At 64.8% G+C, this 25,860-nt stretch carries 22 protein-coding genes; 20 read left to right on the forward strand and 2 right to left on the reverse strand.

Annotated elements, in window-relative coordinates; genetic code table 11:
* Window positions 1-438 precede the first annotated feature (438 nt).
* The 10 genes from rpsB to bamA all read left to right on the forward strand — a co-directional run bounded on the left by rpsB (window position 439) and on the right by bamA (window position 12,333).
* Entirely contained in the window at window positions 439-1,278 is an 840-nt protein-coding gene (rpsB, locus tag AC1KVG_RS21165; protein ID WP_023903440.1) for a 30S ribosomal protein S2, read from the forward strand.
* Between the two features lie 143 nt (window positions 1,279-1,421).
* Window positions 1,422-2,327, forward strand: a complete 906-nt coding sequence (tsf, locus tag AC1KVG_RS21170; RefSeq protein WP_481095724.1) for a translation elongation factor Ts — start codon at window positions 1,422-1,424, stop codon at window positions 2,325-2,327.
* A 280-nt stretch (window positions 2,328-2,607) separates the two neighbouring features.
* On the forward strand, window positions 2,608-4,131 hold the full coding sequence (locus tag AC1KVG_RS21175; protein WP_095574863.1) for a sensor domain-containing diguanylate cyclase: 1,524 nt from the start codon (window positions 2,608-2,610) through the stop codon (window positions 4,129-4,131).
* A gap of 106 nt (window positions 4,132-4,237) precedes the next feature.
* Window positions 4,238-4,960: a UMP kinase gene (pyrH, locus tag AC1KVG_RS21180; RefSeq protein ID WP_006452833.1), complete on the forward strand. Its 723-nt coding sequence runs from the start codon at window positions 4,238-4,240 to the stop codon at window positions 4,958-4,960.
* Between the two features lie 196 nt (window positions 4,961-5,156).
* Window positions 5,157-5,714 carry a ribosome recycling factor gene (gene frr / locus AC1KVG_RS21185; RefSeq protein WP_006452832.1) on the forward strand — a complete coding sequence of 186 codons (558 nt, stop codon included), beginning with the start codon at window positions 5,157-5,159 and terminating at the stop codon, window positions 5,712-5,714.
* A gap of 17 nt (window positions 5,715-5,731) precedes the next feature.
* Window positions 5,732-6,493 carry a polyprenyl diphosphate synthase gene (uppS, locus tag AC1KVG_RS21190; protein WP_043889096.1) on the forward strand — a complete coding sequence of 254 codons (762 nt, stop codon included), beginning with the start codon at window positions 5,732-5,734 and terminating at the stop codon, window positions 6,491-6,493.
* A complete protein-coding gene (locus AC1KVG_RS21195) occupies window positions 6,490-7,317 on the forward strand; it encodes a phosphatidate cytidylyltransferase (RefSeq protein ID WP_104549366.1) in 828 nt (275 codons plus the stop codon). The genes uppS and AC1KVG_RS21195 overlap by 4 nt, the downstream gene beginning before the upstream one ends.
* Window positions 7,318-7,319: 2 nt before the next feature.
* Window positions 7,320-8,510 (forward strand): 1-deoxy-D-xylulose-5-phosphate reductoisomerase, encoded by a 1,191-nt coding sequence (locus AC1KVG_RS21200; RefSeq protein ID WP_023903434.1) that lies wholly within the window; start codon window positions 7,320-7,322, stop codon window positions 8,508-8,510.
* Between the two features lie 26 nt (window positions 8,511-8,536).
* The gene (gene rseP, locus AC1KVG_RS21205) at window positions 8,537-9,883 is read left to right on the forward strand and encodes an RIP metalloprotease RseP (RefSeq protein ID WP_481095725.1); all 1,347 of its coding nucleotides are present in this window, start codon (window positions 8,537-8,539) and stop codon (window positions 9,881-9,883) included.
* A gap of 83 nt (window positions 9,884-9,966) precedes the next feature.
* A complete protein-coding gene (bamA, locus tag AC1KVG_RS21210; RefSeq protein ID WP_205391953.1) occupies window positions 9,967-12,333 on the forward strand; it encodes an outer membrane protein assembly factor BamA in 2,367 nt (788 codons plus the stop codon).
* A 75-nt stretch (window positions 12,334-12,408) separates the two neighbouring features.
* Here bamA and AC1KVG_RS21215 read toward each other — a convergent pair whose 3' ends face one another.
* Window positions 12,409-12,600: a hypothetical protein gene (locus AC1KVG_RS21215; RefSeq protein ID WP_114997561.1), complete on the reverse strand. Its 192-nt coding sequence runs from the start codon at window positions 12,598-12,600 to the stop codon at window positions 12,409-12,411.
* Window positions 12,601-12,727: 127 nt separating this feature from the next.
* Here AC1KVG_RS21215 and lpxD point away from each other — a divergent pair, with 127 nt between their 5' ends.
* The 8 genes from lpxD to AC1KVG_RS21255 all read left to right on the forward strand — a co-directional run bounded on the left by lpxD (window position 12,728) and on the right by AC1KVG_RS21255 (window position 22,887).
* Window positions 12,728-13,741 (forward strand): UDP-3-O-(3-hydroxymyristoyl)glucosamine N-acyltransferase, encoded by a 1,014-nt coding sequence (gene lpxD / locus AC1KVG_RS21220; RefSeq protein WP_481095726.1) that lies wholly within the window; start codon window positions 12,728-12,730, stop codon window positions 13,739-13,741.
* Window positions 13,738-14,196 carry a 3-hydroxyacyl-ACP dehydratase FabZ gene (fabZ, locus tag AC1KVG_RS21225; RefSeq protein ID WP_006452824.1) on the forward strand — a complete coding sequence of 153 codons (459 nt, stop codon included), beginning with the start codon at window positions 13,738-13,740 and terminating at the stop codon, window positions 14,194-14,196. The genes lpxD and fabZ overlap by 4 nt, the downstream gene beginning before the upstream one ends.
* 25 nt (window positions 14,197-14,221) lie before the next feature.
* Window positions 14,222-15,013: an acyl-ACP--UDP-N-acetylglucosamine O-acyltransferase gene (lpxA, locus tag AC1KVG_RS21230; RefSeq protein WP_317061877.1), complete on the forward strand. Its 792-nt coding sequence runs from the start codon at window positions 14,222-14,224 to the stop codon at window positions 15,011-15,013.
* A gap of 29 nt (window positions 15,014-15,042) precedes the next feature.
* Entirely contained in the window at window positions 15,043-16,314 is a 1,272-nt protein-coding gene (gene lpxB, locus AC1KVG_RS21235; RefSeq protein WP_481095727.1) for a lipid-A-disaccharide synthase, read from the forward strand.
* Window positions 16,311-17,051 carry a ribonuclease HII gene (locus AC1KVG_RS21240; RefSeq protein ID WP_481095728.1) on the forward strand — a complete coding sequence of 247 codons (741 nt, stop codon included), beginning with the start codon at window positions 16,311-16,313 and terminating at the stop codon, window positions 17,049-17,051. The genes lpxB and AC1KVG_RS21240 overlap by 4 nt, the downstream gene beginning before the upstream one ends.
* Window positions 17,052-17,346: 295 nt before the next feature.
* Window positions 17,347-20,934, forward strand: a complete 3,588-nt coding sequence (gene dnaE, locus AC1KVG_RS21245) for a DNA polymerase III subunit alpha (protein ID WP_481095729.1) — start codon at window positions 17,347-17,349, stop codon at window positions 20,932-20,934.
* A gap of 164 nt (window positions 20,935-21,098) precedes the next feature.
* Window positions 21,099-22,058: an acetyl-CoA carboxylase carboxyltransferase subunit alpha gene (locus AC1KVG_RS21250; RefSeq protein WP_481095730.1), complete on the forward strand. Its 960-nt coding sequence runs from the start codon at window positions 21,099-21,101 to the stop codon at window positions 22,056-22,058.
* 73 nt (window positions 22,059-22,131) lie between these two features.
* A complete protein-coding gene (locus AC1KVG_RS21255; protein ID WP_481095731.1) occupies window positions 22,132-22,887 on the forward strand; it encodes a tetratricopeptide repeat protein in 756 nt (251 codons plus the stop codon).
* 69 nt (window positions 22,888-22,956) lie between these two features.
* On the opposite strand, the gene AC1KVG_RS21260 is transcribed toward AC1KVG_RS21255, so the two are convergent.
* On the reverse strand, window positions 22,957-23,403 hold the full coding sequence (locus AC1KVG_RS21260) for a CopD family protein (protein ID WP_168959396.1): 447 nt from the start codon (window positions 23,401-23,403) through the stop codon (window positions 22,957-22,959).
* A 73-nt stretch (window positions 23,404-23,476) separates the two neighbouring features.
* Between AC1KVG_RS21260 and AC1KVG_RS21265 the strand changes: the two genes are divergently transcribed.
* Window positions 23,477-24,079 carry a class I SAM-dependent methyltransferase gene (locus AC1KVG_RS21265; protein WP_317061872.1) on the forward strand — a complete coding sequence of 201 codons (603 nt, stop codon included), beginning with the start codon at window positions 23,477-23,479 and terminating at the stop codon, window positions 24,077-24,079.
* Between the two features lie 242 nt (window positions 24,080-24,321).
* The gene (locus tag AC1KVG_RS21270; protein WP_162498260.1) at window positions 24,322-25,665 is read left to right on the forward strand and encodes a polyhydroxyalkanoate depolymerase; all 1,344 of its coding nucleotides are present in this window, start codon (window positions 24,322-24,324) and stop codon (window positions 25,663-25,665) included.
* The last annotated feature ends 195 nt before the right edge of the window (window positions 25,666-25,860 follow it).

A 25,860-nucleotide genomic window follows, 5' to 3' on the forward strand; every position in this document is an offset into this window, starting at 1 on the left:
TGGATGTACTTGCGGCGTGTCCCGCGATGGTGGGCGGGCAAGGACCCTGCAGCCAATCAACAGACCAGCCGCTCTGCCCCAACGCATCCACACCTCCAATGAACCTCTCAAGGCGCCCAAGCTGTTGAGCTTCAGCGCAGCTGGACGTCCCCAAGCCGACCAATTGCGCAGACGCGCCCTGGCCGCTATACTCCGCCGGCTGTTTTGCGTCTTTACGCATTGCGTCGTCCACGTCGGACGTCACCGACGAATTCACACCTGCCGCCGCCATCCGTGCCGGGGTGCCCCGCGAGGGGTTCGACACGGAGGCGACAGGGAAGCCCAACCCCGGAATCATGTGCGTTTTGATGCGAGTCCCTCGCAACAGCCCGCACATCCATGTGCGGACTTTTCAACAACAAGCCGCGCACGGCGATTCCGCTACCAGGAATTACTTCAATGCCCCAAGTCACCATGCGTCAGATGCTGGAAGCCGGCGTCCATTTCGGTCACCAGACCCGCTACTGGAACCCCAAGATGGCGCCGTACATCTTCGGCGCGCGCGGCAAGATCCACATCATCAACCTCGAGAAGACCGTTCCGCTCTTCAACGACGCGATGAACTTCCTCTCCTCGATCGCGCAGAAGCGCGGCACCATCCTGTTCCTGGGCACCAAGCGCAGCGCGCGCGAGTCCATCAAGGAAGAAGCCGAGCGTTGCAACATGCCGTTCATGACCCAGCGCTGGTTGGGCGGCACGCTGACCAACTTCCGCACCGTCAAGCAGTCGGTTGCGCGCCTGAAGGAACTGGAAGCGGCCGAGACCGATGGCACCTTCGAGAAGCTGGTCAAGCACGAAGTGCTGGGCCTGCGTCGCGAGCGAGAGAAGCTGGACGCCTCGCTCGGCGGCATCAAGGAAATGAACCGCCTGCCCGACGCGATCTTCGTGATCGACATCGGCCATGAAGACATCGCCATCAAGGAAGCCAAGAAGCTCGGCATCCCGGTGATCGCCGTGGTCGATACCAACTACGACCCGGCCCTGGTCGACTACGCCATCCCGGGTAACGACGACGCCATCCGCGCCGTGCAGCTGTATGCACGCGCCGCTGCCGACGCCGTGCTGGAAGGCAAGGCTGCTGCTCCGAACTCCGCCTCCGTGCGCGAAGAAGAGTTCTCGGCCGAATCCGCCGACGAAGGCAAGGGCCGTCGCGCCCCGGCCAAGAAGGCCGAGAAGACCGAAAAGAAGGCTGACGCTCCGGCCGACGCCGCAGCTCCGGCTGCTCCTGCTGCCGAGTAATCGGCCTGCAATGCGGCCGCACCATGCTGTGCGGCCGCAGCCCCGACGGGACCATGGCGTCCCGTCGCCCGGGCCACTGAAGACATCTACGGGGGCGGCCAGCACATTGCGCCGTCTCCTCATTGGCGGAACATCTCCGCCGCATGCATTCGTCCAAACGAGGTAATTCCATGGAAATCACTGCTTCCCTGGTCAAGGAACTGCGCGAGCGCACTGGCGCCGGCATGATGGAGTGCAAGAAGGCACTCGTCGAAAACGCCGGTGACATCGACGCCGCTGCCGAATGGCTGCGCAAGTCGGGTCTGGCCAAGGCCGACAAGAAGGCCGACCGTGTTGCCGCCGAAGGCCGCATCGCGACCGCCCAGGCCGGCGGCAAGGCCGTGCTGGTCGAAATCAATTCCGAAACCGACTTTGTCGCCAAGGATGAGAACTTCCTGGCCTTCACCGAGACCGTGGCCACCGCTGCGTTGAACTCGGATGCGGCCGATGCCGAAGCGCTGAAGAGCGTCAAGCTCGACAGCGGCGAGACCATCGAAGAACGCCGCGCTGCGGTCATCGCCAAGGTCGGCGAGAACCTGCAGGTGCGTCGCCTGGTGCACATCGACAGCGCCAACAACGTCGCGGCCTACGTGCACGGCGGCCGCATCGGCGTGCTGGTCGAGCTGAAGGGTGGCGACATCGAGCTGGCACGCGGCATCGCCATGCACATCGCCGCGATGAACCCGCCGCACGTCAAGGCCTCCGACGTTCCGGCCGAGTTCGTTGCCAAGGAAAAGGAAATCGAGCTGGCCAAGATGTCCGAGAAGGACAAGTCCAAGCCGGCCGAGATCCTGGAAAAGATCATCAGCGGCAAGATCAGCAAGATCATCAACGAAGTCACGCTGTACGGTCAGCCGTACGTGCTGAACACCGATCAGACCGTCGAGCAGGCCGTCAAGGCGGCCGGTGCAGAGGTGATCGGCTTCCAGCGCCTGGCCGTTGGCGAAGGCATCGAGAAGGTGGTGGAAGACTACGCCGCCGAAGTGATGAAGCAGGCCGGCCTGGCCTGATCTTCGCCACACGCAAAAAAAGCCGCGGCATGCCGCGGCTTTTTTTTGCCTGAAATCTGATGCGCATTCGCAGTGACTTCTGAAGCTGAAGCGCACGCATACACCGCACCGACAACCGACCTCGACTCTACAGATGTTGTGACGGTGGCCGCTAAATCTGAATGCCGACAAGGCTCTCAGCGTCCAGAACGCGCATATCGCAGCGCAGCGATGGCAAAGCTTGGCGTGCCCCACTCAACGAACGCAGCTGTATGCTTGCGCTCACTGTCGGCGATGAATCATGCAACCAGACCTCCAAGCCGCCCTGCACTACTGCCGCAATCTGCCATCGCCGCCCGGCGTCGCGCTGCGCATCATTGAACTTGCGCAAGACCCCGATGTGGACATGACCGCGACGGCCAATGTCATCGGCATGGACATGGCATTGAGCGCACGCATGCTGCGCGTTGCCAATTCGCCGCTGTACGCCAGCCGCCGCCGCATCGACAACCTCGGCCAGGCGCTGACCATGCTCGGCCTCAACGCCACCTTGAGCCTGGCACTTGGGTTTTCGATGGTGCACGGCGTGCGCAGCACCTTCACCGCGCATCCGCTGCACGATCGTATCTGGCGGCGTGCCGGCTTGTGCGCACTGGCCAGCCGCATCCTCGGGCAGGCCTACGGCATCCGCAAACCCGAAGAATTGATGCTGGCCGGCCTGCTGCAGGACATCGGCAAACTGGCCCTGCTGCAAGGCGCACCCGCGCTGTATGCGCCGCTGCTGGAACAGGCACCGGACAACACCGCGTTGCTGGAAGCCGAGCGCGAGCACCTGGGCGCAACCCATGCCGAGGTCGGCGCCTGGCTTGCGCATCAATGGCAGTTGCCGCCATATCTGCAGAACGCGATCGCGCAAAGCGAACAGGAGCCGGCCAGCCTGGAACCGTTCATGGCCTGTGTCGCGCTGTCCGGGCGACTGGCCGATATCTGGCTGTCGGCCAGCGCGGTCACCGCCACCGAACACGCGCAACAGCAGGCCCAGCAGGTGCTGGAACTGGACGCCGAACGCTTCGAAAAAGTGATCGAGCGCATCGCCGAATCGCTGCCCGAACTGGAAGCCCTGTTCGACATCCGCGTACCGCAGCCCGAGCACATCCAGATGATCTTCGAGCAGGCCCGCGAGTTGGCGATGCTGCGCAGCCTGCGCGAGTTGCAGGATGTGGCCGAAGCGCGCCGGCATGCCGACGAATCGGAAAACCGCATGCGTCATCTGGCCGAACAGGCCAGCCGCGACGCACTCACCGGCGTGTTCAATCGGCATCAGCTCGGCACTGCGCTCGAGCACGAATTCGAGCTTGCATCACGCCAGAGCTGGCCGCTATCGATCGCCTTCATCGACCTGGACGACTTCAAGCGCGTCAACGACTCGCATGGCCATCTGATCGGCGACGAAGTGCTGCGCAATTTTGCGCAGACACTGCAGCGGATGGTGCGCACCAGCGACCTGGTCGCACGCTATGGCGGCGAAGAATTTCTGGTGATCCTGCCCAACACCACAGCCGACGCCGCATTGATGGTGATCGAGCGCATCCTGGTCGAAACCGCGCGCACGCCGATGGCGCAATTGCAGAGCGGCCCGCTGCACATCACCTTCTCCGCAGGGCTGGCCACGCATGGCGGCGGCGGCCGCCAGTTCGAGAGCATCGAGCATTTATTGCAGGCTGCCGACAGCACGCTGTATCGCTCCAAGCATCGCGGCCGCAACCGTGTCACCGCTTACGATGCGACCGATGTGCCAGCCCCGCAGCCGCCGCGCGCGCACTGAGCAACGCATCACGTCACGCCCCGACAAGCGAATTTTTACCACGCCCGGTGACAGGCTTCCGCTAGACTTGCCGGCGTTTGCCGATCCCCCACACCGAGGTTCCCCCATGTCTGCACTTCCCTATCGCCGCATTCTTCTCAAACTTTCCGGGGAGGCGCTGATGGGAGACGGGGATTACGGCATCGACCCCAAAGTCATCAATCGCCTCGCCCATGAAGTGATCGAAGCGCAGCAGGCCGGCGCGCAGGTCGCACTGGTGATCGGCGGCGGTAACATCTTCCGCGGCGCAGGTCTGGCCGCCAGCGGCATGGACCGCGTCACCGGCGACCACATGGGCATGCTGGCCACCGTGATCAACGCACTGGCGATGCAGGACGCGCTGGAAAAGCTCGGCGCCAAGGTGCGCGTGATGAGCGCGATCAAGATCAACGACGTGTGCGAAGACTTCATCCGCAGGCGCGCGATCCGTCATCTGGAAAAGGGCCGCATTGCGATCTTCGCCGCCGGCACCGGCAACCCGTTCTTCACCACCGACTCGGGCGCGGCGCTGCGCGCGATCGAGATCGGCGCCGACCTGCTGCTCAAGGCAACCAAGGTCGACGGCGTGTACGACAAGGACCCGAAGAAGCACACCGATGCGGTGCGTTACGACACCCTGACCTACGACCAGGTCATCATGCAGGGCCTGGAAGTGATGGACACCGCCGCCTTCGCCCTGGCACGCGACAGCGACCTGCCGCTGCGCATCTTCGGCATGAGCGAGCCCGGCGTGCTGCTGCGCATCCTGCACGGCGAGCAGATCGGCACGCTGGTTCAGGGCCGGAGCTGAGGTTGGGATTGGGGAACCGGGATTCGGGATTCGCAAAGGCGCGCTGCCGGGGACTGCGCTGATACCTGACCGATAGCGCCGCCGGGCTGAAGCGGCGCCGCAAGTGAACCGGCTGCGCAGGACCCTGCCAGCCGGCAAGTCTCAAAACGCAGTCCCGGCTATAATCCCCGGATTCAGCTCCACACGGATTCCGGCGATGCTCAACCAGATCAAACAAGACGCGCTCACGCGCATGACCAAGAGCATCGATGCTCTGCGCCATTCCCTGACCACCGTGCGTACCGGCCGCGCCTCTCCGGCGCTGCTGGACAACATCAAGGTCAAGGCATACGGCACCGACACCCCCTTGAATCAGGTTGCCAGCATCAGCGTCTCCGAAGGCCGCTCGCTGGTCATCAGCCTGTTCGACAAGGGCATGATCAAGGACGTGGAAAAAGCGATCTACGCCTCAGATCTGGGCCTGACCCCGACCGTGGTCGGCACCGTGATCCGTCTGAACCTGCCGCCGCTGACCGAGGAGCGCCGCAAGGAGCTCAGCAAGTCCGTGCATGGCGAAGGCGAAGACAGCAAGGTGGCCATCCGCAACATCCGTCGCGATGCCAACCAGCAGGTCAAGGATCTGCTCAAGGACAAGGCAGTCACCGAAGACGAGGCGCGCAGCGCCGAAGACGACATCCAGAAGCTCACCGACAAGGCAATCAAGGACGTGGATGAGGTCGTCAAGGGCAAGGAACAGGAACTGATGACGGTCTGATCGTGGCATCGCCTGCCATGCATCCAGAACCCTCCGCTGCCGCCGTGCCGCGCCACATCGCCATCATCATGGATGGCAATGGGCGTTGGGCGCAGCGTCGGCGCCGTCCGCGCATGATCGGCCATCGCGCAGGCGCGCGCGCGGTCAATCGCACCATCGACTTCTGCCTGGAAAAAGGCGTCTCGGCGCTGACCCTGTTCGCGTTCTCCAGTGAAAACTGGGGCCGCCCGCAGGAGGAAGTCGATGCCTTGATGAAACTGTTCCTGCATGCACTCGATCGCGAGGTCGACGAACTGCAGCGGCGTGGCGTGCAAGTGCGTTTCATCGGCGACCGCAGCCGCTTTGCCGCGCCGTTGCGCGAGCGCATGGCCGGCGCCGAGCGCATCACCGCCGCCAACTCGCGGCTGGTGCTGAGCATCGCTGCCAGCTACGGCGGCCGCCAGGACATCGCGCTGGCCGCACGTGCACTGGCCGAAGAAGTGGCTGCCGGCCGTCTGCAGCCGCAGCAGATCGACGAAGCCCTGCTGGCCAGCCGGATCGCATTGGCCGACCTGCCGGCGCCGGATCTGTTCATCCGCACCGGTGGCGACACCCGCATCAGCAATTTCCTGTTGTGGCAGCTGGCCTATACCGAACTGTGGTTCACCGAAACCCTGTGGCCGGAGTTCGATGCCGCGGTGCTGCAGCAGGCGCTGGACGACTATGCCGGGCGCGAACGTCGCTTCGGCCTGACCAGCGCCCAGATTGCCGACAAGGCGACAGAGGCCTCCTCCGCATGACCAGGACCCGCGTGATTGCCGCGTTGATCATGGCGCCGCTCGCCATCTGCGCGATCGTGCTGCTGCCGACTCAATGGCTGGCAGCGCTGGCGGCGATCCTGTTCCTGACCGGCCTGTGGGAGTGGCTCAAGCTGTCCGGCATCGACGACAGCCTGCCGCGCACCGTGCTGCTGATGCTCAATCTGCTGCTGATGGTGCTGATGGTGTGGGCGTCGGCCGGCTCCATGGTGCTGTTCCAGATTGCCGCGTTGGTGGGCGTCGCCTGGTGGCTGCTGGCCTTGCTCTGGCTGCGCTTTTTCACCTTTGGCGCCGACCACGGCAACGGCCAGGCGCGTGCGCTCAAGCTGGCCGCCGGCACGCTGGCGGTGCTGCCGGCCTGGGCCGCGCTGGTGCTGCTGCATGCCAATCCGGACAAGGGCAATCTGTGGTTGCTGACCGCGCTGACCATGGTGTGGGCGGCCGATTCGGGCGCGTATTTCGCCGGTCGCGCGTTCGGCAAGCACAAGCTGGCGCCGCGGGTCAGCCCGAACAAGACCATCGAAGGCCTGCTCGGCGGCATGCTTGCCGGCATCGTGGTCGCCTGCGCATTCGGCTGGCTGGCCGGTCTGACCCTGGCGCATGTGCCGCAGCTGATGCTGGTCTCTGCCATTGCGGTGCTGGCCTCGGTGCTGGGCGACCTGTTCGAGAGCCTGCTCAAGCGCCACGCCGGCGCCAAGGATTCGGGCGCGGTGATTCCGGGCCACGGCGGCGTACTGGATCGCATCGATGGCGTGCTCGCCGCCCTGCCGGTGTTCGCACTCGGCAAGGAAATTCTCGGATTCTAGGCATGGCTGGCTCTTCTCTCCGTCAGGTCGCCGTGTTCGGCGCCACCGGCTCGATCGGTGCGTCGGCATTGGATGTGATCGCCCGTCACCCCGAGCGGCTGCGCGCCAGCGTGCTGTCGGCCGGTAATAAGGTCGAGGCATTGCTGGCGCTATGCGCCGCGCATCGACCCGCGCATGCGGTGATTGCCGACCACTCCCTGTACCCGGCGCTGCGCGATGGCTTGCGTGCGGCAGGCCTGGCCACGCAAGCGCATGCCGGTAGCGAGGCGCTGGATGCACTGGCCGGCAGCGATGCCTGCGACACCGTGGTGGCCGCCATCGTGGGCGCCGCCGGCCTGCCTTCGACCCTGGCCGCCGCACGCGCCGGCAAGCGCCTACTGCTGGCCAACAAGGAATCGCTGGTGCTGGCCGGCGAGCTGCTGACCCGCACCGCGGCGGCGGCGGGCGCGGAGATCATCCCGATCGACAGCGAGCACAGCGCCATCTTCCAGTGCCTGCGCTCCTGCGACGCCAGCCGTGGCGTGCGTCGGGTGATCCTGACCGCCTCCGGCGGCCCGTTCCGTGGCTGGGAGCGCGCCGCACTGGGCGCGGTCACCCCGGCGCAAGCGGTCGCGCACCCCAAATGGTCGATGGGCCCGAAGATTTCGGTGGATTCGGCGACCCTGATGAACAAAGGCCTGGAGGTCATCGAGGCGCATCACCTGTTCGGCCTGCCCGGCGCGCAGATCGATGTGCTGGTGCACCCGCAAAGCCTGGTGCATTCGCTGGTCGAATTCGTCGACGGCTCCACCCTGGCCCAGCTTGGCCTGCCGGACATGCGTACCACCCTGGCAGTCGGCCTGGCGTGGCCGGAGCGGGTCGAATCGGGCGTTGCCGGGCTGGACCTGCTGACCCAGGGGCGACTGGATTTCGAAGCGCCGGACACCGCCGCATTTCCGTGTCTGCGGCTGGCCTGGGAGGCACTGGAGGCCGGTGGAACCGCGCCAGCGATCCTGAACGCGGCCAACGAAGTGGCTGTTTCAGCCTTTCTTCAGGGCAAAGTGGGTTTCCTAGCGATCCCAGCGTTGGTCGAACACACACTGACAACGCTCCCACGGCACAATGCCGACACCCTCGACACCCTTCTTTCTGCCGATGCCCAAGCCCGGCAGATCACTGAACGCGCCCTCGCCCATCATTCCTTTCATGCCTGATCGATCCACGCAGCCGAGTTGCATCCATGGGTGATTTCATCGGTTCGGTCTGGTGGATGATCGTCAGCCTGGGCGTGTTGGTGACGTTCCACGAATTCGGGCACTTCTGGGTCGCGCGGCGCTGCGGCGTCAAGGTGCTGCGCTTTTCGGTGGGTTTCGGCAAGCCGTTGTGGATGCGCCGCGACCGCCACGGCACCGAGTTCGCGATCGCCGCGATTCCGTTGGGCGGCTACGTCAAGATGCTCGACGAGCGCGAAGGCGAGGTGCATCCGGCCGAGCAGGATCAGGCCTTCAATCGCAAGACGGTGTGGCAACGCATCGCCATTGTCGCGGCCGGCCCGATCGCCAACCTGTTGCTGTGCATGGCGATGCTGTGGGCGATGTTCGTGGTCGGCAAGCAGGATTATTCGGCCACCGTCGGCCGTGCCGATGGCCTGGCTGCCGAAGCCGGGCTGACGCCTGGCGAGCGCATCGTGCGGATCGACGACCGCAACGTGAGCAGCTGGAGCGATGCCAGCATGCAGCTCACCACCGCAGCGATGGACAGGCGCGATATCCGCGTGTTGACCGCCGCCGAGGGCGCCGGCAACAGCGAGCACACCCTGCGCCTGTCGCAGCTGCCGGCCGGTTTCGACGAGCGCCGCGTGGCCGCGCTGGCCGGCATCAGCTGGCAATTCATGCTGCAGCCACCGGTGGTGGGTCAGGTGGTCGCGGGCTCTGCGGCAGAGGGCCTGCTCAAGTCGGGCGACCGCATCGTGGCCATCGATGGCCAGCCGATCCGCTCCGCCGACGAGATTCCTGCCCAGCTGCAGACGCTGGGCGCGCAGGGCGGGAACGGCATGATCGAGGTCGCACGCGGGGAAGACCGGCTGGCGCTGGAAATTGCCCCGCGCAAATCGCCGCAAGGACAGTGGATGCTGGGCGTGGGGTTTGCCCCCGCACCGGCCCCGGCCTACGACAGCCGCCAGCAGTACGGCCTGTTCGCCGCCGTCCCTGCCGCCATCCGCGAAACCGGCAAGATGACCGCCGATTCGCTGGGCATGATGAAGCGCATGCTGACCGGCCAGGCCTCGGTGAAAAACATCTCCGGCCCGGTCACAATTGCGCGCGCCGCCAATGCCTCGGCCGAACGCGGGCTCGACTGGTTCCTGTATTTCCTGGGATTGCTGTCGCTCAGCCTGGCGATCATCAACCTGATGCCCATCCCGATCTTGGACGGTGGGCATCTGCTGTATTACCTTATCGAGTTGATCAAGGGCAGCCCGATCAGCGAACGGGCCATGATTGCCGGGCAATATGTCGGCCTGGCGCTCCTGGCAGGGCTGATGGGACTGGCGTTCTACAACGACATCCTCGGCCTGCTTCCACGATGAAACTGCTCCACCCTTTCCGCCTGTTGTCGTCGTCATACGTCGGCATCCAGCAACACCCGAAATCGACTCCAACCGGATGTGACATGACGCGTCTTCCCACTCGCCGCCTGCTTGCCCTCGCTCTTGCCGCCGGCCTCAGCCTGCCAGCCCTCGCCCTGGCGGCCGAGCCGTTCGTTGCCAGCGACATCCGCGTCGACGGCCTGCAGCGCATTGCCTCCGGCACCGTGTTCACCTATCTGCCGGTGAATCGCGGCGACACCGTGGACGATGGCAAGGTTGCCGACTCGATCCGCGCGCTGTACCGCACCGGCTTCTTCGAAGACGTGCAGCTGGATCGCCAGGGCAACATCCTGGTGATCACGGTCAAGGAGCGCCCGGCGATCAACAAGCTCACCGTGACCGGCAACAAGGACATCAAGTCCGAAGAGCTGCTCAAGGGCCTGGGCGATATCGGCCTGACCGAAGGCGGCACCTTCGACCGGCTGAGCCTGGACCGCGTGACCCAGGAACTGACTCGCCAGTACAACAACCGCGGCAAGTACAACGTCGAGATCACCCCGACGGTGAGCCCGCTGGATCGCAACCGCGTGGACGTGGCCATCGCGATCAAGGAAGGCAAGGCGGCCAAGATCCGCCACGTCAACCTGATCGGCACCGAGAAGTTCGCCAACGAGGACATCCTGGAAAACTGGGAATCCAAGGAGCACAACTGGGCCTCGTGGTATCGCCGCGACGACCAGTACTCCAAGGAAAAGATGTCCGGCGACCTGGAGAAGCTCAACTCCTGGTATCTGGACCGCGGCTACGTGGACTTCAGCATCGACTCCACTCAGGTTTCGATCAGCCCCGACAAACGCGACATGTTCGTCAGCGCCGGCGTCACCGAGGGCGAGCAGTACAAGATTTCCGAGATCAAGGTCACCGGCGACACCGTGTTGCCGCAGGCCGACATCGAGCGGCTGGTCATTCCCAAGGCCGGCGACATCTTCTCGCGCGCGTTGCTGGAATACACCTCCGATGCGATCACCAACACGCTGAGCAACGTCGGTTACGCGTTCGCCAAGGTCAACCCGATCCCGACGCCGAACCGCGAGGACCGCACCGTTGCGGTGAACCTGCAGGTAGTGCCGGGCCCGCGCGTGACCGTGCGCCGCATCCTGTACAAGGGCAACAGCCGCACCTCGGATGAGGTCTTGCGCCGCGAAATGCGCCAGTTCGAAAACACCTGGTACTCGCAGGCGGCGATCGACCGTTCCAAGATCCGTCTGCAACGCCTGGGCTACTTCGAGAGCGTGGACGTGGAAACGCCGGCCGTGCCGGGCAGCAACGACCAGGTCGACGTGGTCTACAACGTCAAGGAAACCACCTCCGGCAGCTTCGTGTTCGGCCTGGGTTACTCGCAGAGCTTCGGCGTGACCACCTCGGTGCAGTTGTCGCAGAACAACTTCCTGGGCGGCGGTAACCGCGTGGCGGTGGAAGCCTCGCGCAGCACCTTCCAGCAGCGTTATGCGTTCTCCTACACCAACCCGTTCTTTACCGACGACGGCGTGTCGCTGGGCTACAACCTGTCCTGGCGCGCACTCGACTACTCGGACTTCAACACCGCGCAGTTCAACAGCAAGAATGGTTCGGCGCAGGTGGTGTTCGGCGTGCCGATCACCGAAAACGATACCGTCTCGGCAATGGTCGGCATCGACAGCAATCAGATCACCACCTTCCCGGGCACGACGCCGCGGGCGATCATCGATTACATCGATGCGGTCGGCACCCGCACCTTCCACGCCTGGCGTACCGAGCTGGGCTGGGCGCGCGATACCCGCAACGACTTCTTCATGCCAACCCGAGGCATGTACCAGCGCGTCGGCCTGGAAACCACCCTGCCCGGCTCCACGGTCGAGTACTACAAGCTCAATTACCAGATCTCCAACTACTGGCCGATCATCCCGGCGATCGTGTTGAACACGCGCTTCGAGTTGGGCTATGGCGACAGCTACGGCAATGACAGCACGCGCGTGGTGACCGATGGCAATGGTGTGTCACGCACCATCACCGCCACCGGCCTGCCGTTCTACGAGAACTTCTACGCCGGCGGCACCAACTCGGTGCGCGGCTTCGAAGACAACACCCTGGGCCCGCGTTCGGAAGCCATCAACGGCTTCAATCGCGGCCAGCCGCTGGGTGGCTCGTTCAAGACCGTGGGCTCGGTGGAAATGTATTTCCCGAAGCTGTTCGACAGCCCGTCGGCCCGCGTGTCGGCATTCTTCGACTTCGGTAACGTGTACAGCGGCGTGGACAACTTCAAGGCCAACGAACTGCGCGCGTCCACCGGCGTGGCGTTGCTGTGGCGCGCACCGGTCGGCCCCATCTCGATCAGCTACGCGTTCCCGCTGAAGAAGGAAGACAACGACGAGATCGAACGTCTGCAGTTCACCTTCGGCGGCCAGTTCTAAGACGCACGCAAAACAATGGCGGCCCGACTGATCGGGCCGCCATTGTTTATCTGTCGTACCTGAGGCGTTACAGGTTCAGAGGTAGCTCTGGAACAGCGTGCTCAGGCAGCTCGCCGTCCCGCTCCAATCGGACGGATTGACACACTGGACCTGCTGGTCCCAGAAGCTCTGAGCGTCGGCCCGCTGCTGCGCGAAGTCGTCGGCCGAGGCGCTGCTGACTGCGCCAAGCAGGACGATACCGGCGAACATGGAGAGGAGAGTTTTCATATGCTTCTTCCTGGGTTAGCCGCTCGGTTGCGGCCAGGCAACAGATACGCCTGACTGTTTAGCGGATTCTTGGCTATGTTTTTTTTCCGTAAAAACAGCCACTTACTGTTTACGCGAGGTTCACCTGATGGCCCTGACCGCCACTGCGATTGCTGAACAATTTGGTCTGACCGTCGTCGGCGACGGCGCAACCGAAGTCACCGGGGTGGCGACGCTGGCGCACGCCGGAGCGGGCCAGCTGAGCTTCCTGTCCAACCCGCGCTACCGGCCGCAGCTGGCTGACACGCAAGCGGCGGTGGTGGTGGTACGCGCCGATGACGCTGAGGCGGCGCACGGCACCGTGCTGGTTGCCAAGGACCCGTACACCGCATTCGCCAAGATCGCCGCCTTGTTCGATGTGGCGCCGGTGCGCGAACCGGGCATCCATCCCTTGGCGGTGATCGACCCCACCGCTCAGGTCTCGCCGAGCGCGCATGTCGGCCCGTTCGTCAGCATCGGCGCGCGCAGCCGCGTGGGCGATGGCTGCGTGATCGGCACCGGCAGCATCATCGGCGAAGACTGCGTGGTGGACGATGGCAGCGAACTGATCGCCCGCGTCACCCTGGTCACACGAGTGCGCTTGGGCAAGCGGGTGCGCATTCACCCCGGCGCGGTGATCGGCGCCGACGGTTTCGGCCTGGCGATGGATGCCGGCCACTGGATCAAGGTGCCGCAACTGGGCGGTGTGGTGATCGGCGACGATTGCGAGATTGGCGCCAACACCTGCATCGACCGCGGCGCGCTGGAAGACACCGTGCTGGAAGAAGACGTGCGCGTGGATAACCTAGTGCAGATTGCGCACAACTGCCATATCGGTGCGCATAGCGCGATCGCCGGCTGCACCGGCATTGCCGGCAGCGCCAAGATCGGCCGTTATTGCCTGCTTGGCGGGCATGTCGGCGTGGTCGGCCACCTGGAGATCTGCGACAAGGTCGTGATCACCGGCAAATCGGTGGTGCGCAATTCCATCCATGAGCCGGGCGAGTATTCGTCCGGCACCCCTCTCACCGACAATCGCACGTGGCGCAAGAATGCCGCGCGCTTCAAACAACTCGATGTGCTGGCAAGGCGCATTCTGGCTGTGGGCAAGGAGAAAGAATGAGTTACCCCACGTATGAGCTGCCGATCGACGTCAGTCAGATCCAGACGCTGCTCCCGCATCGTTACCCGTTTCTGCTGGTCGACCGGGTCCTCGAACTCGATCTGGAAACCAAGTGGATCGTGGCGCAGAAGAACGTCACCATCAACGAGCCGTTCTTCCAGGGCCACTTCCCGAACCGTCCGGTGATGCCTGGCGTGCTGATCATCGAGGCGCTGGCGCAGGTCGGTGGCGTGATGACCCAACTCGGCCTGGGCCGCGATGCGTTGTCGCAGTTGTTCTACATGGTCAAGGTCGACAACGCCCGCTTCAACAAGCAGGTGATCCCGGGCGATGTGTTGATCATGGAGGTTAAGATGAAGCGCCTGATCCGTAACGTGGGATGCTTCTACGGCGAGGCCAAGGTCGATGGCGAAGTGGTGGCCAGTGCCGAGGTGATGTGCGCCGGCGCCAGGTAATAACCCGCTTTCGGAGTAAGACACGATGCGTGATTCGACACCTTTGATTCATCCCACGGCGGTCATTGATCCCTCGGCAACGCTGGCCGACGACGTCCGCGTCGGCGCGTTTTCGCTGATCGGCGCCGATGTGGAGATCGGCGCGGGCACCGAGGTCGGGCCGCATTGCTCGATCCATGGCCCGACCCGGATCGGCCGCAATAACCGCTTCATCGGCCACGCCGCGATCGGCGGCGAACCGCAGGACAAGAAGTACGCCGGCGAGCGTACCGAACTGGTGATCGGCGACGGCAATGTGATCCGCGAATTCGTCACCATCAATCGCGGTACCGGCGGCGGTGGCGGCATCACCGTGGTCGGCGACGACAACTGGATGCTGGCCTACACGCACGTGGCGCACGACTGCCATGTGGGCAATCACTGTGTGTTTTCCAACAACACCACGCTGGCCGGCCACGTCACCGTCGGCGACTACGTGATCATCAGCGGCTTTGCCGGCGCGCATCAGTTCTGCCGCATCGGCGCGCACGCCTTCCTGGGCATGGGCGCGCTGACCAATGGCGACGTGCCGCCGTTCACCATGGTCGGCAGCGAATCGCTGGGCCGCCCACGCGGCATCAATAGCGAAGGGCTCAAGCGTCGCGGCTTCGATGCCGAGCGCATCACCGCGATCAAGCGCGCCTACCGCACGCTGTACGTCGCCGGCCTGCCGCTGAGCGAGGCCAAACTGCAGCTGGCCGAACAGGCCAAGAGCAGCGAGGACGTGCGCGGGCTGCTCGAGTTCATCGAAGCGGCGGAAAGGCCGTTGTTGCGATGAAGGCCGGGATTCGGGATTCGGGATTGGGGATGCAAAGCGTCCACACCACACCGGGCGACGTCGTGCACGACGCGCTGGCCAATCCCCAATCCCCAATCCCCAATCTCCGCTCTCCACGCATCGCGCTGATCGCCGGCGAAGCCTCCGGCGACATCCTGGGTGCCGGGTTGATCGATGAATTGCGCCGCCGTTATCCGACTGCCGAGTTCGTCGGCATCGGTGGCGATGCGATGCGCGGCGCCGGCTGCCAGACCTGGTTCGATGCCAGCGAGCTGGCGGTGATGGGCCTGACCGAAGTGCTGCAGCATCTGCCGCGGCTGTTGAAGCTGCGCCGTACGTTTCGTGAGCGCGTGCTGGCCTGGAAGCCGGATGTGTTCATCGGCATCGACGCACCCGATTTCAATCTTTCGGTCGAGCGCTGGCTCAAGCAGCGTGGCGTGCGCACCGTGCATTACGTCAGCCCCTCGGTGTGGGCATGGCGCGAGAAGCGTGCCGAGAAGATCGGTGCCAGCGCCGACCTGGTGCTGTGCCTGTTTCCGATGGAGCCGCCGATCTACGCCCGGCACGGCATCGATGCGCGGTTTGTCGGCCACCCGATGGCCGACGACATCGCCTACCAGGCCGATCGCGCAGCCGCGCGCGCCAAGTTGGGCCTGTCTGCCTCCAGCACCGTGCTGGCGGTGTTGCCAGGTAGCCGGCATGGCGAAATCAGCAAGCTCGGCGATACGTTTTTCCAGGCTGCCTGGCTGGTGTCCGAACATCTGCCCAACCTGCACGTGCTGGTACCGGCAGCCAACCCTGGCTGCAAGCAATTGCTGGCCGAACAGCTGTCGCACTCATCGCTGCCGGTGCTGCGCTCGCACCTGCTCGACGGCCAGGCGCGCACCGCGATGCTGGCTGCCGACGTGGTGTTGCTGGCGTCGGGCACCGCCACGCTGGAGGCGATGCTGGTCAAGCGCCCGATGGTCGTCGGCTACAAGGTCGCCCCGCTCACCTACCGCATCGTCAAGACGCTGGGTCTGCTCAAGGTCAACCGCTATGCGCTGCCCAATATCCTGGCCAACGATGATCTGGCGCCCGAGCTGATGCAGGACGACTGCACCCCGGAACGCTTGTGCGTGGCCCTGCTGGACTGGTTCAAGCACCCGGAGAAAGTCGCCGCGCTGCAGCCGCGGTATCTGGCCCTGCACGCAGAGCTACGCCGCGACGCATCGGCGCGCGCGGCCGATGCGGTGGCCGGGCTGCTGGAAGGCAGGGATTCGGGAGTGGGCATTCGGGATTCGTCAGGAGCAAAGGCGTGAAAATCCTGGCTCCGCGCGCACAAGCCGATAGCGCCAGCACCGAGGCGCGCCAGTCGTCCTTGTTCGGCCAATCCCAAATCCCGAATGCCGAATCCCGGCGCTTGATTGCCGGCGTGGACGAAGCCGGCCGCGGCCCGCTCGCCGGGCCGGTTGCGGTGGCTGCGGTGGTGTTCGATCCCAGCAAACCGCGCATCAACGGGCTGGATGATTCCAAGCAACTGACTGCCGAGCGGCGCGAGCAGTTGTACGCGCGCATCGTCGAGCGGGCGCTGGCGTGGTCGGTGGTGCTGATCGACAGCGAAGAGATCGACCGCATCAACATCTATCAGGCAACCATGCTGGGCATGCGCCGCGCGGTGGAAGGGGTGGCGCATGTGGCCGGGTTCGCGCGTATCGATGGCAACCGCGTACCCAAAGGGCTGCCCTGCCCGGCCGAAGCCTTGATCGGTGGCGATGCGCTCGACCGCGCCATCATGGCCGCCTCGATCGTGGCCAAGGTCACCCGCGACCGCCTGATGCATGAGTTGCACGCGCAGCATCCCGAATACCGCTTCGACCAGCACAAAGGCTACGCCACGCCGGTGCATCTGGCCGCATTGCAGACGCACGGGCCCTGCCCGCAGCATCGCCGCAGTTTCGCACCGGTGCGGCGTGCGCTGGGAATCGAGACCGCCGCCCCGTCGAACTGGGACGTGCCCTGCGTGGCCCCGGCCGATGGCCTGCTGCTGGCCGACTGACTGACCGCAGTCCAGGGGATCCAGGGGACCTGGCCCGGTATCGGTGCCATCCATCCGCGCGCATGCGGCCCGCTTCGGCCGTGGCTTCGCGCAGCCGACGTTGTACTCGCGCAGCCCCGCACGCCCCCCGATCCGCGCAATCGCCATCGCTGCCCTCCATACAGCTAGCCAAACCCTGAATCGGCTGCACCGGCCAGCCCCCGTGGCGTCTGGCCGCGGCACCCTGCCTGCGCTGTCAAGCCTTGTTCGGCCCGGCCACGGTCGCTACCCTGACCGCGCATTATTCCGGTCTCGCATGTCCACTTCCCGCTTCGTCCATCTGCACGTCCACACCGAGTTCTCGCTGGCGGATTCCACCATCCGTGTGCCCGAGAAACCGGATCAGGCTGACCCGAAAAAGGCCAAGCAGGCCAACCTGCTGAGCCGCGCGGTCGAACTCGACATGCCCGCGCTGGCGGTCACCGACCTCAACAACCTGTTCGCGCTGGTCAAGTTCTACAAGGCCGCCGAAGGCGTGGGCATCAAGCCGATCGCCGGCGCCGACGTGATGATCGCCACACCGGACATGACGCCCTGGCGCATGACCCTGCTGTGCCGCGACCGCGAAGGCTACCTGAGCCTGTCTCGGCTGCTCACCCGCGCCTGGATGGAAGGCCACCGCCCTGAAGGCGGCGTGGCCATCCATCCCGAATGGCTGCAGAGCGGCCACGCCAACCTGTTCGCCCTGGCCGGCCGCGACAGCCTGGCCGGGCGCCTGTTTGGCGAAGGCCGCGCCGATCTGGCCGAGCAGCAACTGGCCGACTGGCAACGCGTGTTCGGCGATGGCTTGCATCTGGAGCTCACCCGCACCGGGCGCGAGGGCGAAGAACGCTTCAACCAGTTCGCCCTGCATGCAGCCGGCGTGCGTGGCCTGCCGGTGGTGGCCAGCAACGATGTGCGCTTTCTGTATGCCAGCGACTTCAATGCGCACGAAGCGCGCGTGTGCATTTCGTCCGGCCGCGTGCTGGACGACCCCAAGCGCCCGCGCGAATACAGCGACCAGCAGTACCTGAAGTCTGCCGACGAGATGGCCGCGCTGTTTGCCGACGTGCCCGACGCGATCGACAACACCCATGCGCTGGCGCAACGCTGCAATATCGAGATGCGCCTGGGGACCTACTTCCTGCCCGCCTATCCGGTGCCGGAAGACGAGACGCTGGACAGCTGGATCCGCAGCCAGGCGCGCGACGGTCTGGCCGCACGCCTGGAAAAAAGCCCGATCGCACCCGGCAAGACCCGCCAGGATTACGTGGACCGGCTCGAATTCGAGCTGGACACCATCATCAAGATGGGCTTCCCCGGCTACTTCCTGATCGTGGCCGACTTCATCCAGTGGGGCAAGAACCAGGGCATTCCGATCGGCCCGGGCCGCGGTTCCGGCGCCGGCTCGCTGGTGGCCTGGGCGCTGCAGATCACCGATCTGGATCCGCTACCGTACAACCTGCTGTTCGAGCGCTTCTTGAATCCAGAGCGCGTGTCGATGCCCGACTTCGACATCGACTTCTGCATGGATCGCCGCGACGAGGTGATCGACTACGTGGCGCGCAAGTACGGGCGCGAGCGGGTCAGCCAGATCATCACCTACGGCACCATGGCGGCCAAGGCAGTGGTGCGCGACGCCGGGCGCGTGCTCGGCTTCACCTATGGTCTGGTCGACAGCGTTGCCAAGCTGATCCCCAACATCCTGGGCATCACGCTCAAGGATGCGATGGGCGAAGGCAAGGATTCGGAGATGGCCTCGCCGGACCTGATCCAGCGCTATCAGGTCGAAGACGACGTGCGCGACCTGATGGACCTGGCGCGCCAGCTCGAGGACCTCACCCGCAACGCCGGCAAGCACGCCGGCGGCGTGGTGATCGCGCCCGAGCCGCTCTCCGAATTCTGCCCGCTGTTCGCCGAACACGACGAGGGCGGGCGCGGCAAGAATCAGGTCACCCAGTTCGACAAGGACGACGTCGAAGCGGTCGGCCTGGTCAAGTTCGACTTCCTCGGCCTGCGCACGCTGACCATCATCGATTGGGCGGTCAAGGCGATCAACGTGCGCCACGCGCGCGCCGGCATCGACCCGGTCGACATCACCACGCTTCCGCTCGACGACGTGCCCACCTACAAGGGCGTGTTCGCCTCGGGCAATACCGGTGCGGTGTTCCAGTTCGAATCCTCGGGCATGCGCCGCCTGCTCAAGGACGCGCGCCCGGACCGTTTCGAAGACCTGATCGCGCTGGTGTCGCTGTACCGCCCCGGCCCGATGGACCTGATCCCGGACTTCAACGCTCGCAAGCACGGCCAGCAGGAGATCATCTACCCGGATCCGCGCACCGAGGCCATCCTCAAGGACACCTACGGGATCATGGTGTACCAGGAGCAGGTGATGCAGATGGCGCAGATCGTCGGCGATTATTCGCTGGGCGGCGCCGACCTGCTGCGCCGCGCGATGGGCAAGAAAGTGCCGGCCGAAATGGCCAAGCACCGCGAGATCTTCCGCGAGGGCGCCGCCAAGGGCGGCGTGAGCGCGCATAAGGCCGACGAAATCTTCGACCTGATGGAGAAGTTCGCCGGCTACGGCTTCAACAAGTCGCACGCCGCCGCGTACGCGCTGGTCAGTTACCAGACCGCCTGGCTGAAACGGCATTACCCGGCCGAGTTCATGGCCGCCACGCTGTCCTCGGACATGGACAACACCGACAAGGTGGTCGGCTTTCTCGATGAAGTGCGCAACCTCGGCCTGACCGTCAAGCCGCCGCGCGTCAACGAGTCGGCTTACATGTTCGAAGCCGCCACCCCGGACACGATTCAATACGGCCTGGGCGCGATCAAGGGCGTCGGCCAGGGCGCGTGCGAGGCGATCATCGAAGAACGCCAGCGCGGCGGTCCTTACACCACGCTGCTGGATTTCTGCACGCGTGTGGGCACTGCAAAGCTCAACCGGCGCACGCTGGAAGCGATGGTCAATGCCGGCGCGATGGACGGCCTGGGCAAGAACCGCGCCTCGCTGATGCTGCAGCTGCCGGAGGTGATGAAAGCCACCGAGCAGATGGCGCGCGAGCGCGCCTCGGGGCAGAACTCGCTGTTCGGGGGCGCAGATGCGAGTGCGCCTGCGCTGCGTTTGGACCTGCCGGAAAGCAAGGAATGGCCGCTGGGCCAGTTGCTCACCGGCGAGCGCGAAACGCTGGGCTTCTATCTCAGCGGGCATCCGTTCGACCCGCACCGCGACGAAGTCCGCGAACTGGTCGGCTGTGATCTGGGGTCGCTGGAAAAGATCCTCGCCTCGCAACAACGTGGCGGTGGCGGCGGCGGCGATGGCGAAAAACGTGCCTGGCGCCCGGAAGTCAGCGCCATTCTCGCTGGCCTGGTGGTCGGCGTGCGCCGCAAGGGCGACAGCCAGGTGTTCGTGCAACTGGAAGACGGCCGTGGCCGGGTCGAGTGCAGTGCGTTCTCCGATGCGATGGCCGAGTTCGGGCATCTGCTCACCCGCGACCGCATCCTGATCGTCAAGGGCGGCCTGCGCGAGGACGAATTCAACGGCGGCTACAGCCTGCGCATCCGCCAGTGCTGGGATTACGAGCAGATCTGTGCCGACCACGCGCAACGGCTGTCGCTGCGCCTGGACCTGCGCGAAAAGCAGGCCTGGAAGCGCATCGACGCCCTGCTGGCCAAGCACCGCCCCGGCAAGACCCCGCTGCGCCTGGACCTGCTTCTACGCGCCCAAAGCGGCGGCGTCGCCGGCATGCTCGACCTCAACGGCAGCCACTCTGTGCGCATCGACCAGCACCTGATGGACAGCCTGCGCGCCGACCCGGCAGTGCGCACCTTGAAGATCAAGTACAGCCCACCGTGGGCGTGAGGGGCCGGGATTGGGGATTCGGGATTGGCAAGAGCGGCGCTGCTACGTTCGGGTTGCTCTGTACCGCTGTTGCGAATCCCGAATCCCCGCATCCGAACGGTTCCGTACGGGTCGGGCGCACCGCTTCAGCTACACTTCCCGCCTTACGTTGACGACACCACTGCATGAATCCTAACTACCTCGACTTCGAGCAACCCATCGCCGATCTGGAAGCAAAGATCCAGGAACTGCGCAAGGCCAGCACCGGCCCTGCAGTCAACGTGGACACCGAAGTGCGTGCGCTGCGCGACAAGCTGCGCATACGCACCGCGCAGATCTTCCGCGACCTCTCCGCCTGGCAGGTCTCGCAGCTGGCGCGCCACCCGCAGCGTCCGTACACGCTGGACTACATCAACATCATCTGCGACGAATTCCAGGAGCTGGCCGGCGACCGCGCCTACTCCGATGACAAGGCGATCGTCGGTGGCCTGGGCCGTATCGACGGCCGCCCGGTGGTGATCATCGGTCACCAGAAAGGCCGCGACACCAAGACCAAGGTGGCGCGCAACTTCGGCATGCCGCGCCCGGAGGGCTACCGCAAGGCGCTGCGCCTGATGAAGCTGGCCGATCGCTTCCGCCTGCCGCTGCTGACCTTCATCGACACACCCGGCGCTTACCCCGGCATCGGCGCCGAAGAGCGCGGGCAGTCCGAAGCGATCGCGCGCAACCTGCTGGAAATGGCCGAGCTGAAAGTTCCGGTGATCTGCACCGTGATCGGCGAAGGCGGTTCCGGCGGCGCGCTGGCGATCGGTGTGGGCGACCGCACCTTGATGCTGGAATACGGCACCTACTCGGTGATTTCGCCCGAAGGCTGCGCCTCGATCCTGTGGAAGGACGCCGCCAAGGCCAAGGACGCTGCCGAGCAGCTCGGCCTCACCGCCAAGCGCTTGAAGGGCCTGGGCCTGGTCGACAAGGTGATCCGCGAGCCCACCGGTGGCGCGCATCGCAATCCCGAGCAGATGGGCAAGCGCCTGAAAGCGGTGCTGCTCAACGAGCTGGACGCGCTGGAAAAGATCCCGGTCGACGCCCTGCTGCAGCAGCGTTACGAGCGCCTGCGCAGCTACGGCGCTTACGAAGGCAACTGATCGGCGGTTGACTCACGATGGCGCAGTGCGCGCCATCGCACCGCCAGGCACGCATGAAAAGGATGTCCGCACAATGAGCCCACTGCTGCTTTTATCGCTGGTGTTACAGGCCGCCTGCTGCGTGCACGTGGTGCGTAGCGGCCGCCCGCTGTACTGGATCTTCATCCTGCTGGCGTTTTCGTTCCTGGCGGTCCTGATCTATGTATGCGTGGCGGTGATCCCGGACCTGCGCAACGACCCCACAGCACGCCGTGGCCTGCGCAAGGTGCGCCAGCGCATCGATCCGCAACGCGAACAACGCGACGCCTCGCGCCAGCTGGACGTGGCCGACACCCCGGAAAACCGCCGCCGACTCGCGCAGACACTGCTGGAACAAGGCGATTACGCGCGTGCGGCAGAGCTCTACCAAGGCGCGCTGCGCGGCATCTACCGCGACGATCCGGACTTGATGCTGGGCCTGGCCAAGGCGCAGTACGGGCTGGGCCAGGCTGCGGAAACACGCAAGACCCTGGATGCCTTGATCGCAGCCAACCCCACCTACCGTTCGCACGACGGCCATCTGCTGTATGCACGCGCGGTCGAAGACAGCGGCAGCATCGACGAGGCCTTGCACGAGTACGAGACGCTTGCGCAAGGCTATCCGGGCGAAGAAGCTCGCGTGCGCTACGCGCAATTGCTGCTGCGCGCTGCGCGCCAGCAGGAGGCCAAGGCCATCTTCGAGCAGGTGCTACGCCACGCGGCCGCCTCGCCCAAGCATTACCAGCGCGAACAACGCGCCTGGATCGACATCGCACGCAAAGGTCTGAGCGAGCTGGGTGTCGGCGCGTAATTGCTAGCTGACCCAATCACCCTGCGTCGGCCAGCGCCTCGGCACATGCCGCCTGTTCGTCAACAGCGCTCAAAACGGCTTGGCGAGCACCAGCCAGATCACGCCGACCAACAAGAACACCGGCACTTCGTTGAACAACCGCAGTGCGCGGCCGCTGGGCACGGCGCGCCCCTGGTCCACGCCCTTCAACCAGCGCCCGGACACGATGTAGTGCGCCAGAATCAGCGCCACTGCAAAGAGTTTCGCGTGCATCCAGCCGCCAGCCACCATCGTCGGGAAGTCAGGAATCACCCGATAGCCTTGCCACAACACCGCACCCAGCACCAGCGCCAGACCCAGCATGCTGTGGCCGAACTTGTAGAGGCGCCGCCCCATCAGCACCAGGCGCGCACGCACTGCGGGTTCGGCGCCGGCTTCGGCGATATTGACCAGGATGCGTGGCAGGTAGAACACCGCAGCCATCCAGGCGATGACGAACAACAGGTGGAAGGTCTTGATCCACAGATACAGGGTCATGGGCTGGCTTCGCTGGCTGGCGTAGGATGGCCCGCATTTTCACCTATCCGCTCGCGCGAAAGCACATCCGCCCATGCATCAGCCCGACGACAAACAGTACGACGCCCACTATTTCAGCCGCTGGTATCGCGATGCCGGCCTAGCCGACCCGGCGCGCCTGCGACGCAAGGTCGCACTCGCGGTAAGCCAGGCCGAGTACTACCTGGAGCGCCCGATTCGCAGCGTGCTGGATATCGGCTGTGGCGAGGCCGCGTGGCGCGCACCGTTGCTGGCGTTGCGGCCAAAGCTCAGTTATCTGGGTTTCGACAGCAGCGCCTATGCAGTGCAGCGCTACGGGCGCAGCCGGCAGATCCACCCTGCCCGCTTCGGCGACTTCGCCTGGCTGCGCCCGTGCGCACCGGTGGATCTGCTGATCTGCTCGGACGTGCTGCATTACGTACCCACGCGTGAGTTCAACCAGGGCCTGCCCGGATTGGCCGAGATGTGCGCAGGCGTGGCGTTTCTGGAGACGTTTGCACAGGAGGATGCCTTCGAGGGCGATCACGATGGTTTTCAGCCGCGTCCGGCGCGCTGGTATCGGCGCCGCTTCGCCAGCGTGGGCTTTGCGGCGCTGGGGTCGCATTGCTGGTTGTCGCCGCAGTTGGGTGGGGAGGCATCGGCACTCGAGCGCGGTTGAGAGTAGTCCGTTGGTTGCTTGAATGACTTACCGCGTGTGACTTTGCCCCGTACCCTCACCCCAACCCCTCTCCCGCAGGAGAGGGGCTTCGATGGTTCTACTATTAACGCGATCTTCCGTAGCGCTAAGCCGTTCGGAAGATCACAAATGGCGGCAGATGAAGCTGCTTACGCTTGCCATATCTCCTATGACAACCTCTACCGTCCGCAGCCCCATTAAGGTGCAAATGCGCCAAAGCGGGTATGCTGCGTGGCAGCAAAGCCGCACGGATGGGTGGAATGCTTTATCAACTGCACGAGCTAACCCGTAATCTGCTCGCCCCCTGGGTGCATCAGGCCCAGGCGAACGCCAAGATGTTCTCCGACCCCGACAGTCTGTGGGCCTCGCTCCCGGGCGCCGAACGCATGGCAGCCAGCAATGAGCTGTTCCACCGCCTCGGCAAGGAATACGAAAAACCCGCCTGGGCGCTCGACGATGTCGAGGTCGACGGCCACTCGCTGCCGATCATCGAACGCGAAGTCCTGAGCAAGCCGTTCTGCCGCCTGCTGCGCTTCAAGCGTTTCAGCGACCATGTCGAGCTGATCGGCACGATGAAGCAACAGCCTGCCGTGCTGGTGGTGGCACCGTTGTCCGGCCACCACGCCACCCTGCTGCGCGACACCGTGCGTACCCTGCTGCGCAACCACAAGGTCTACGTGACCGACTGGGTCGACGCGCGCATGGTGCCGCTGGAAGCCGGCGCGTTCCGGCTCGAGGACTACATCAGCTACATCCAGGAATTCATCCGTCACATCGGCGCCGACCGCCTGCATGTGGTGAGCGTGTGCCAGCCCACCGTGCCGGTGCTCGCGGCGGTATCGCTGATGGCCACCAACGACGAGCCCACGCCGCGCTCGCTGGTGATGATGGGTGGGCCGATCGATGCACGCCGCAGCCCGACCCAGGTCAACAACCTGGCCACCGAGAACGGCATCGAGTGGTTCCAGAACAACCTGATCCACACCGTGCCGTTCCCCTATCCGGGGCATGGCCGGCAGGTATATCCGGGCTTCCTGCAGCATGCCGGCTTCCTGTCGATGAATCCCAACCGGCACGTGATGTCGCACTGGGATTTCTACACCGATCTGGTCAAGGGCGACCTGCAGGATGCGCAGGCGCACCGGCAGTTCTACGACGAATACAACGCCGTGCTCGACATGCCGGCCGAGTATTACCTGGACACGATTCGCGTAGTGTTTCAGGACTTTTTGCTGCCGCAGGGCAAGTGGAAAGTGGATGGTCAGTTGGTGAAGCCGTCGGCGATCCGCAACACCGCGCTGCTCAGCATCGAGGGCGAACTGGACGATATCGCCGGCCTCGGTCAGACCGAAGCGGTGCACGATCTGTGCACCGGCATCGATGCTGCGCATCGCCGTCATCTGGTGGTGGAAGGCGCCGGCCATTACGGCATCTTCAGCGGCCGTCGCTGGCGCGAAGTGGTGTATCCGCAGGTGCGCGAATTCATCGGCCGCTACGACGCAGACCCGGTCGGCAGCCGCGACCCGGCCACAGTCACCCCGATCCGCAAGCGCGGCAAACGCGCTTGATCAGGTGAAAAAAAGCGCCTTGATCGATCTCGATCAAGGCGCTTTTTTTATGGACAGATTCTTGGTTCATGCGAAGACAGAGTAGTGCGTGGTCGATTGGTCGAGCGCGCGGTGCCCTCGCCGCTCGCGGGACACGCCGCAAGTACGTCCATGTAGGCTCGGTGGCGGCATCCATGCCGCCACACGGTCCGCAAT

Source organism: Xanthomonas sp. NCPPB 3959 (genome assembly GCF_056675575.1).

Coding starts and splice junctions, on each gene's coding strand:
- rpsB (WP_023903440.1), top strand. CDS start 439: ATGCCCCAAGTCACCATGCGTCAGATGCTGGAAGCCGGCGTCCATTTC.
- fabZ (WP_006452824.1), top strand. CDS start 13,738: ATGAGTTACCCCACGTATGAGCTGCCGATCGACGTCAGTCAGATCCAG.
- AC1KVG_RS21255 (WP_481095731.1), top strand. CDS start 22,132: ATGAGCCCACTGCTGCTTTTATCGCTGGTGTTACAGGCCGCCTGCTGC.
- AC1KVG_RS21250 (WP_481095730.1), top strand. CDS start 21,099: ATGAATCCTAACTACCTCGACTTCGAGCAACCCATCGCCGATCTGGAA.
- lpxA (WP_317061877.1), top strand. CDS start 14,222: ATGCGTGATTCGACACCTTTGATTCATCCCACGGCGGTCATTGATCCC.
- AC1KVG_RS21215 (WP_114997561.1), bottom strand. CDS start 12,600: ATGAAAACTCTCCTCTCCATGTTCGCCGGTATCGTCCTGCTTGGCGCA.
- pyrH (WP_006452833.1), top strand. CDS start 4,238: ATGTCTGCACTTCCCTATCGCCGCATTCTTCTCAAACTTTCCGGGGAG.
- tsf (WP_481095724.1), top strand. CDS start 1,422: ATGCATTCGTCCAAACGAGGTAATTCCATGGAAATCACTGCTTCCCTG.
- AC1KVG_RS21200 (WP_023903434.1), top strand. CDS start 7,320: ATGGCTGGCTCTTCTCTCCGTCAGGTCGCCGTGTTCGGCGCCACCGGC.
- uppS (WP_043889096.1), top strand. CDS start 5,732: ATGCATCCAGAACCCTCCGCTGCCGCCGTGCCGCGCCACATCGCCATC.
- AC1KVG_RS21260 (WP_168959396.1), bottom strand. CDS start 23,403: ATGACCCTGTATCTGTGGATCAAGACCTTCCACCTGTTGTTCGTCATC.
- AC1KVG_RS21175 (WP_095574863.1), top strand. CDS start 2,608: ATGCAACCAGACCTCCAAGCCGCCCTGCACTACTGCCGCAATCTGCCA.
- AC1KVG_RS21265 (WP_317061872.1), top strand. CDS start 23,477: ATGCATCAGCCCGACGACAAACAGTACGACGCCCACTATTTCAGCCGC.
- frr (WP_006452832.1), top strand. CDS start 5,157: ATGCTCAACCAGATCAAACAAGACGCGCTCACGCGCATGACCAAGAGC.
- bamA (WP_205391953.1), top strand. CDS start 9,967: ATGACGCGTCTTCCCACTCGCCGCCTGCTTGCCCTCGCTCTTGCCGCC.
- rseP (WP_481095725.1), top strand. CDS start 8,537: ATGGGTGATTTCATCGGTTCGGTCTGGTGGATGATCGTCAGCCTGGGC.
- dnaE (WP_481095729.1), top strand. CDS start 17,347: ATGTCCACTTCCCGCTTCGTCCATCTGCACGTCCACACCGAGTTCTCG.
- lpxB (WP_481095727.1), top strand. CDS start 15,043: ATGCAAAGCGTCCACACCACACCGGGCGACGTCGTGCACGACGCGCTG.
- AC1KVG_RS21195 (WP_104549366.1), top strand. CDS start 6,490: ATGACCAGGACCCGCGTGATTGCCGCGTTGATCATGGCGCCGCTCGCC.
- AC1KVG_RS21270 (WP_162498260.1), top strand. CDS start 24,322: ATGCTGCGTGGCAGCAAAGCCGCACGGATGGGTGGAATGCTTTATCAA.
- lpxD (WP_481095726.1), top strand. CDS start 12,728: ATGGCCCTGACCGCCACTGCGATTGCTGAACAATTTGGTCTGACCGTC.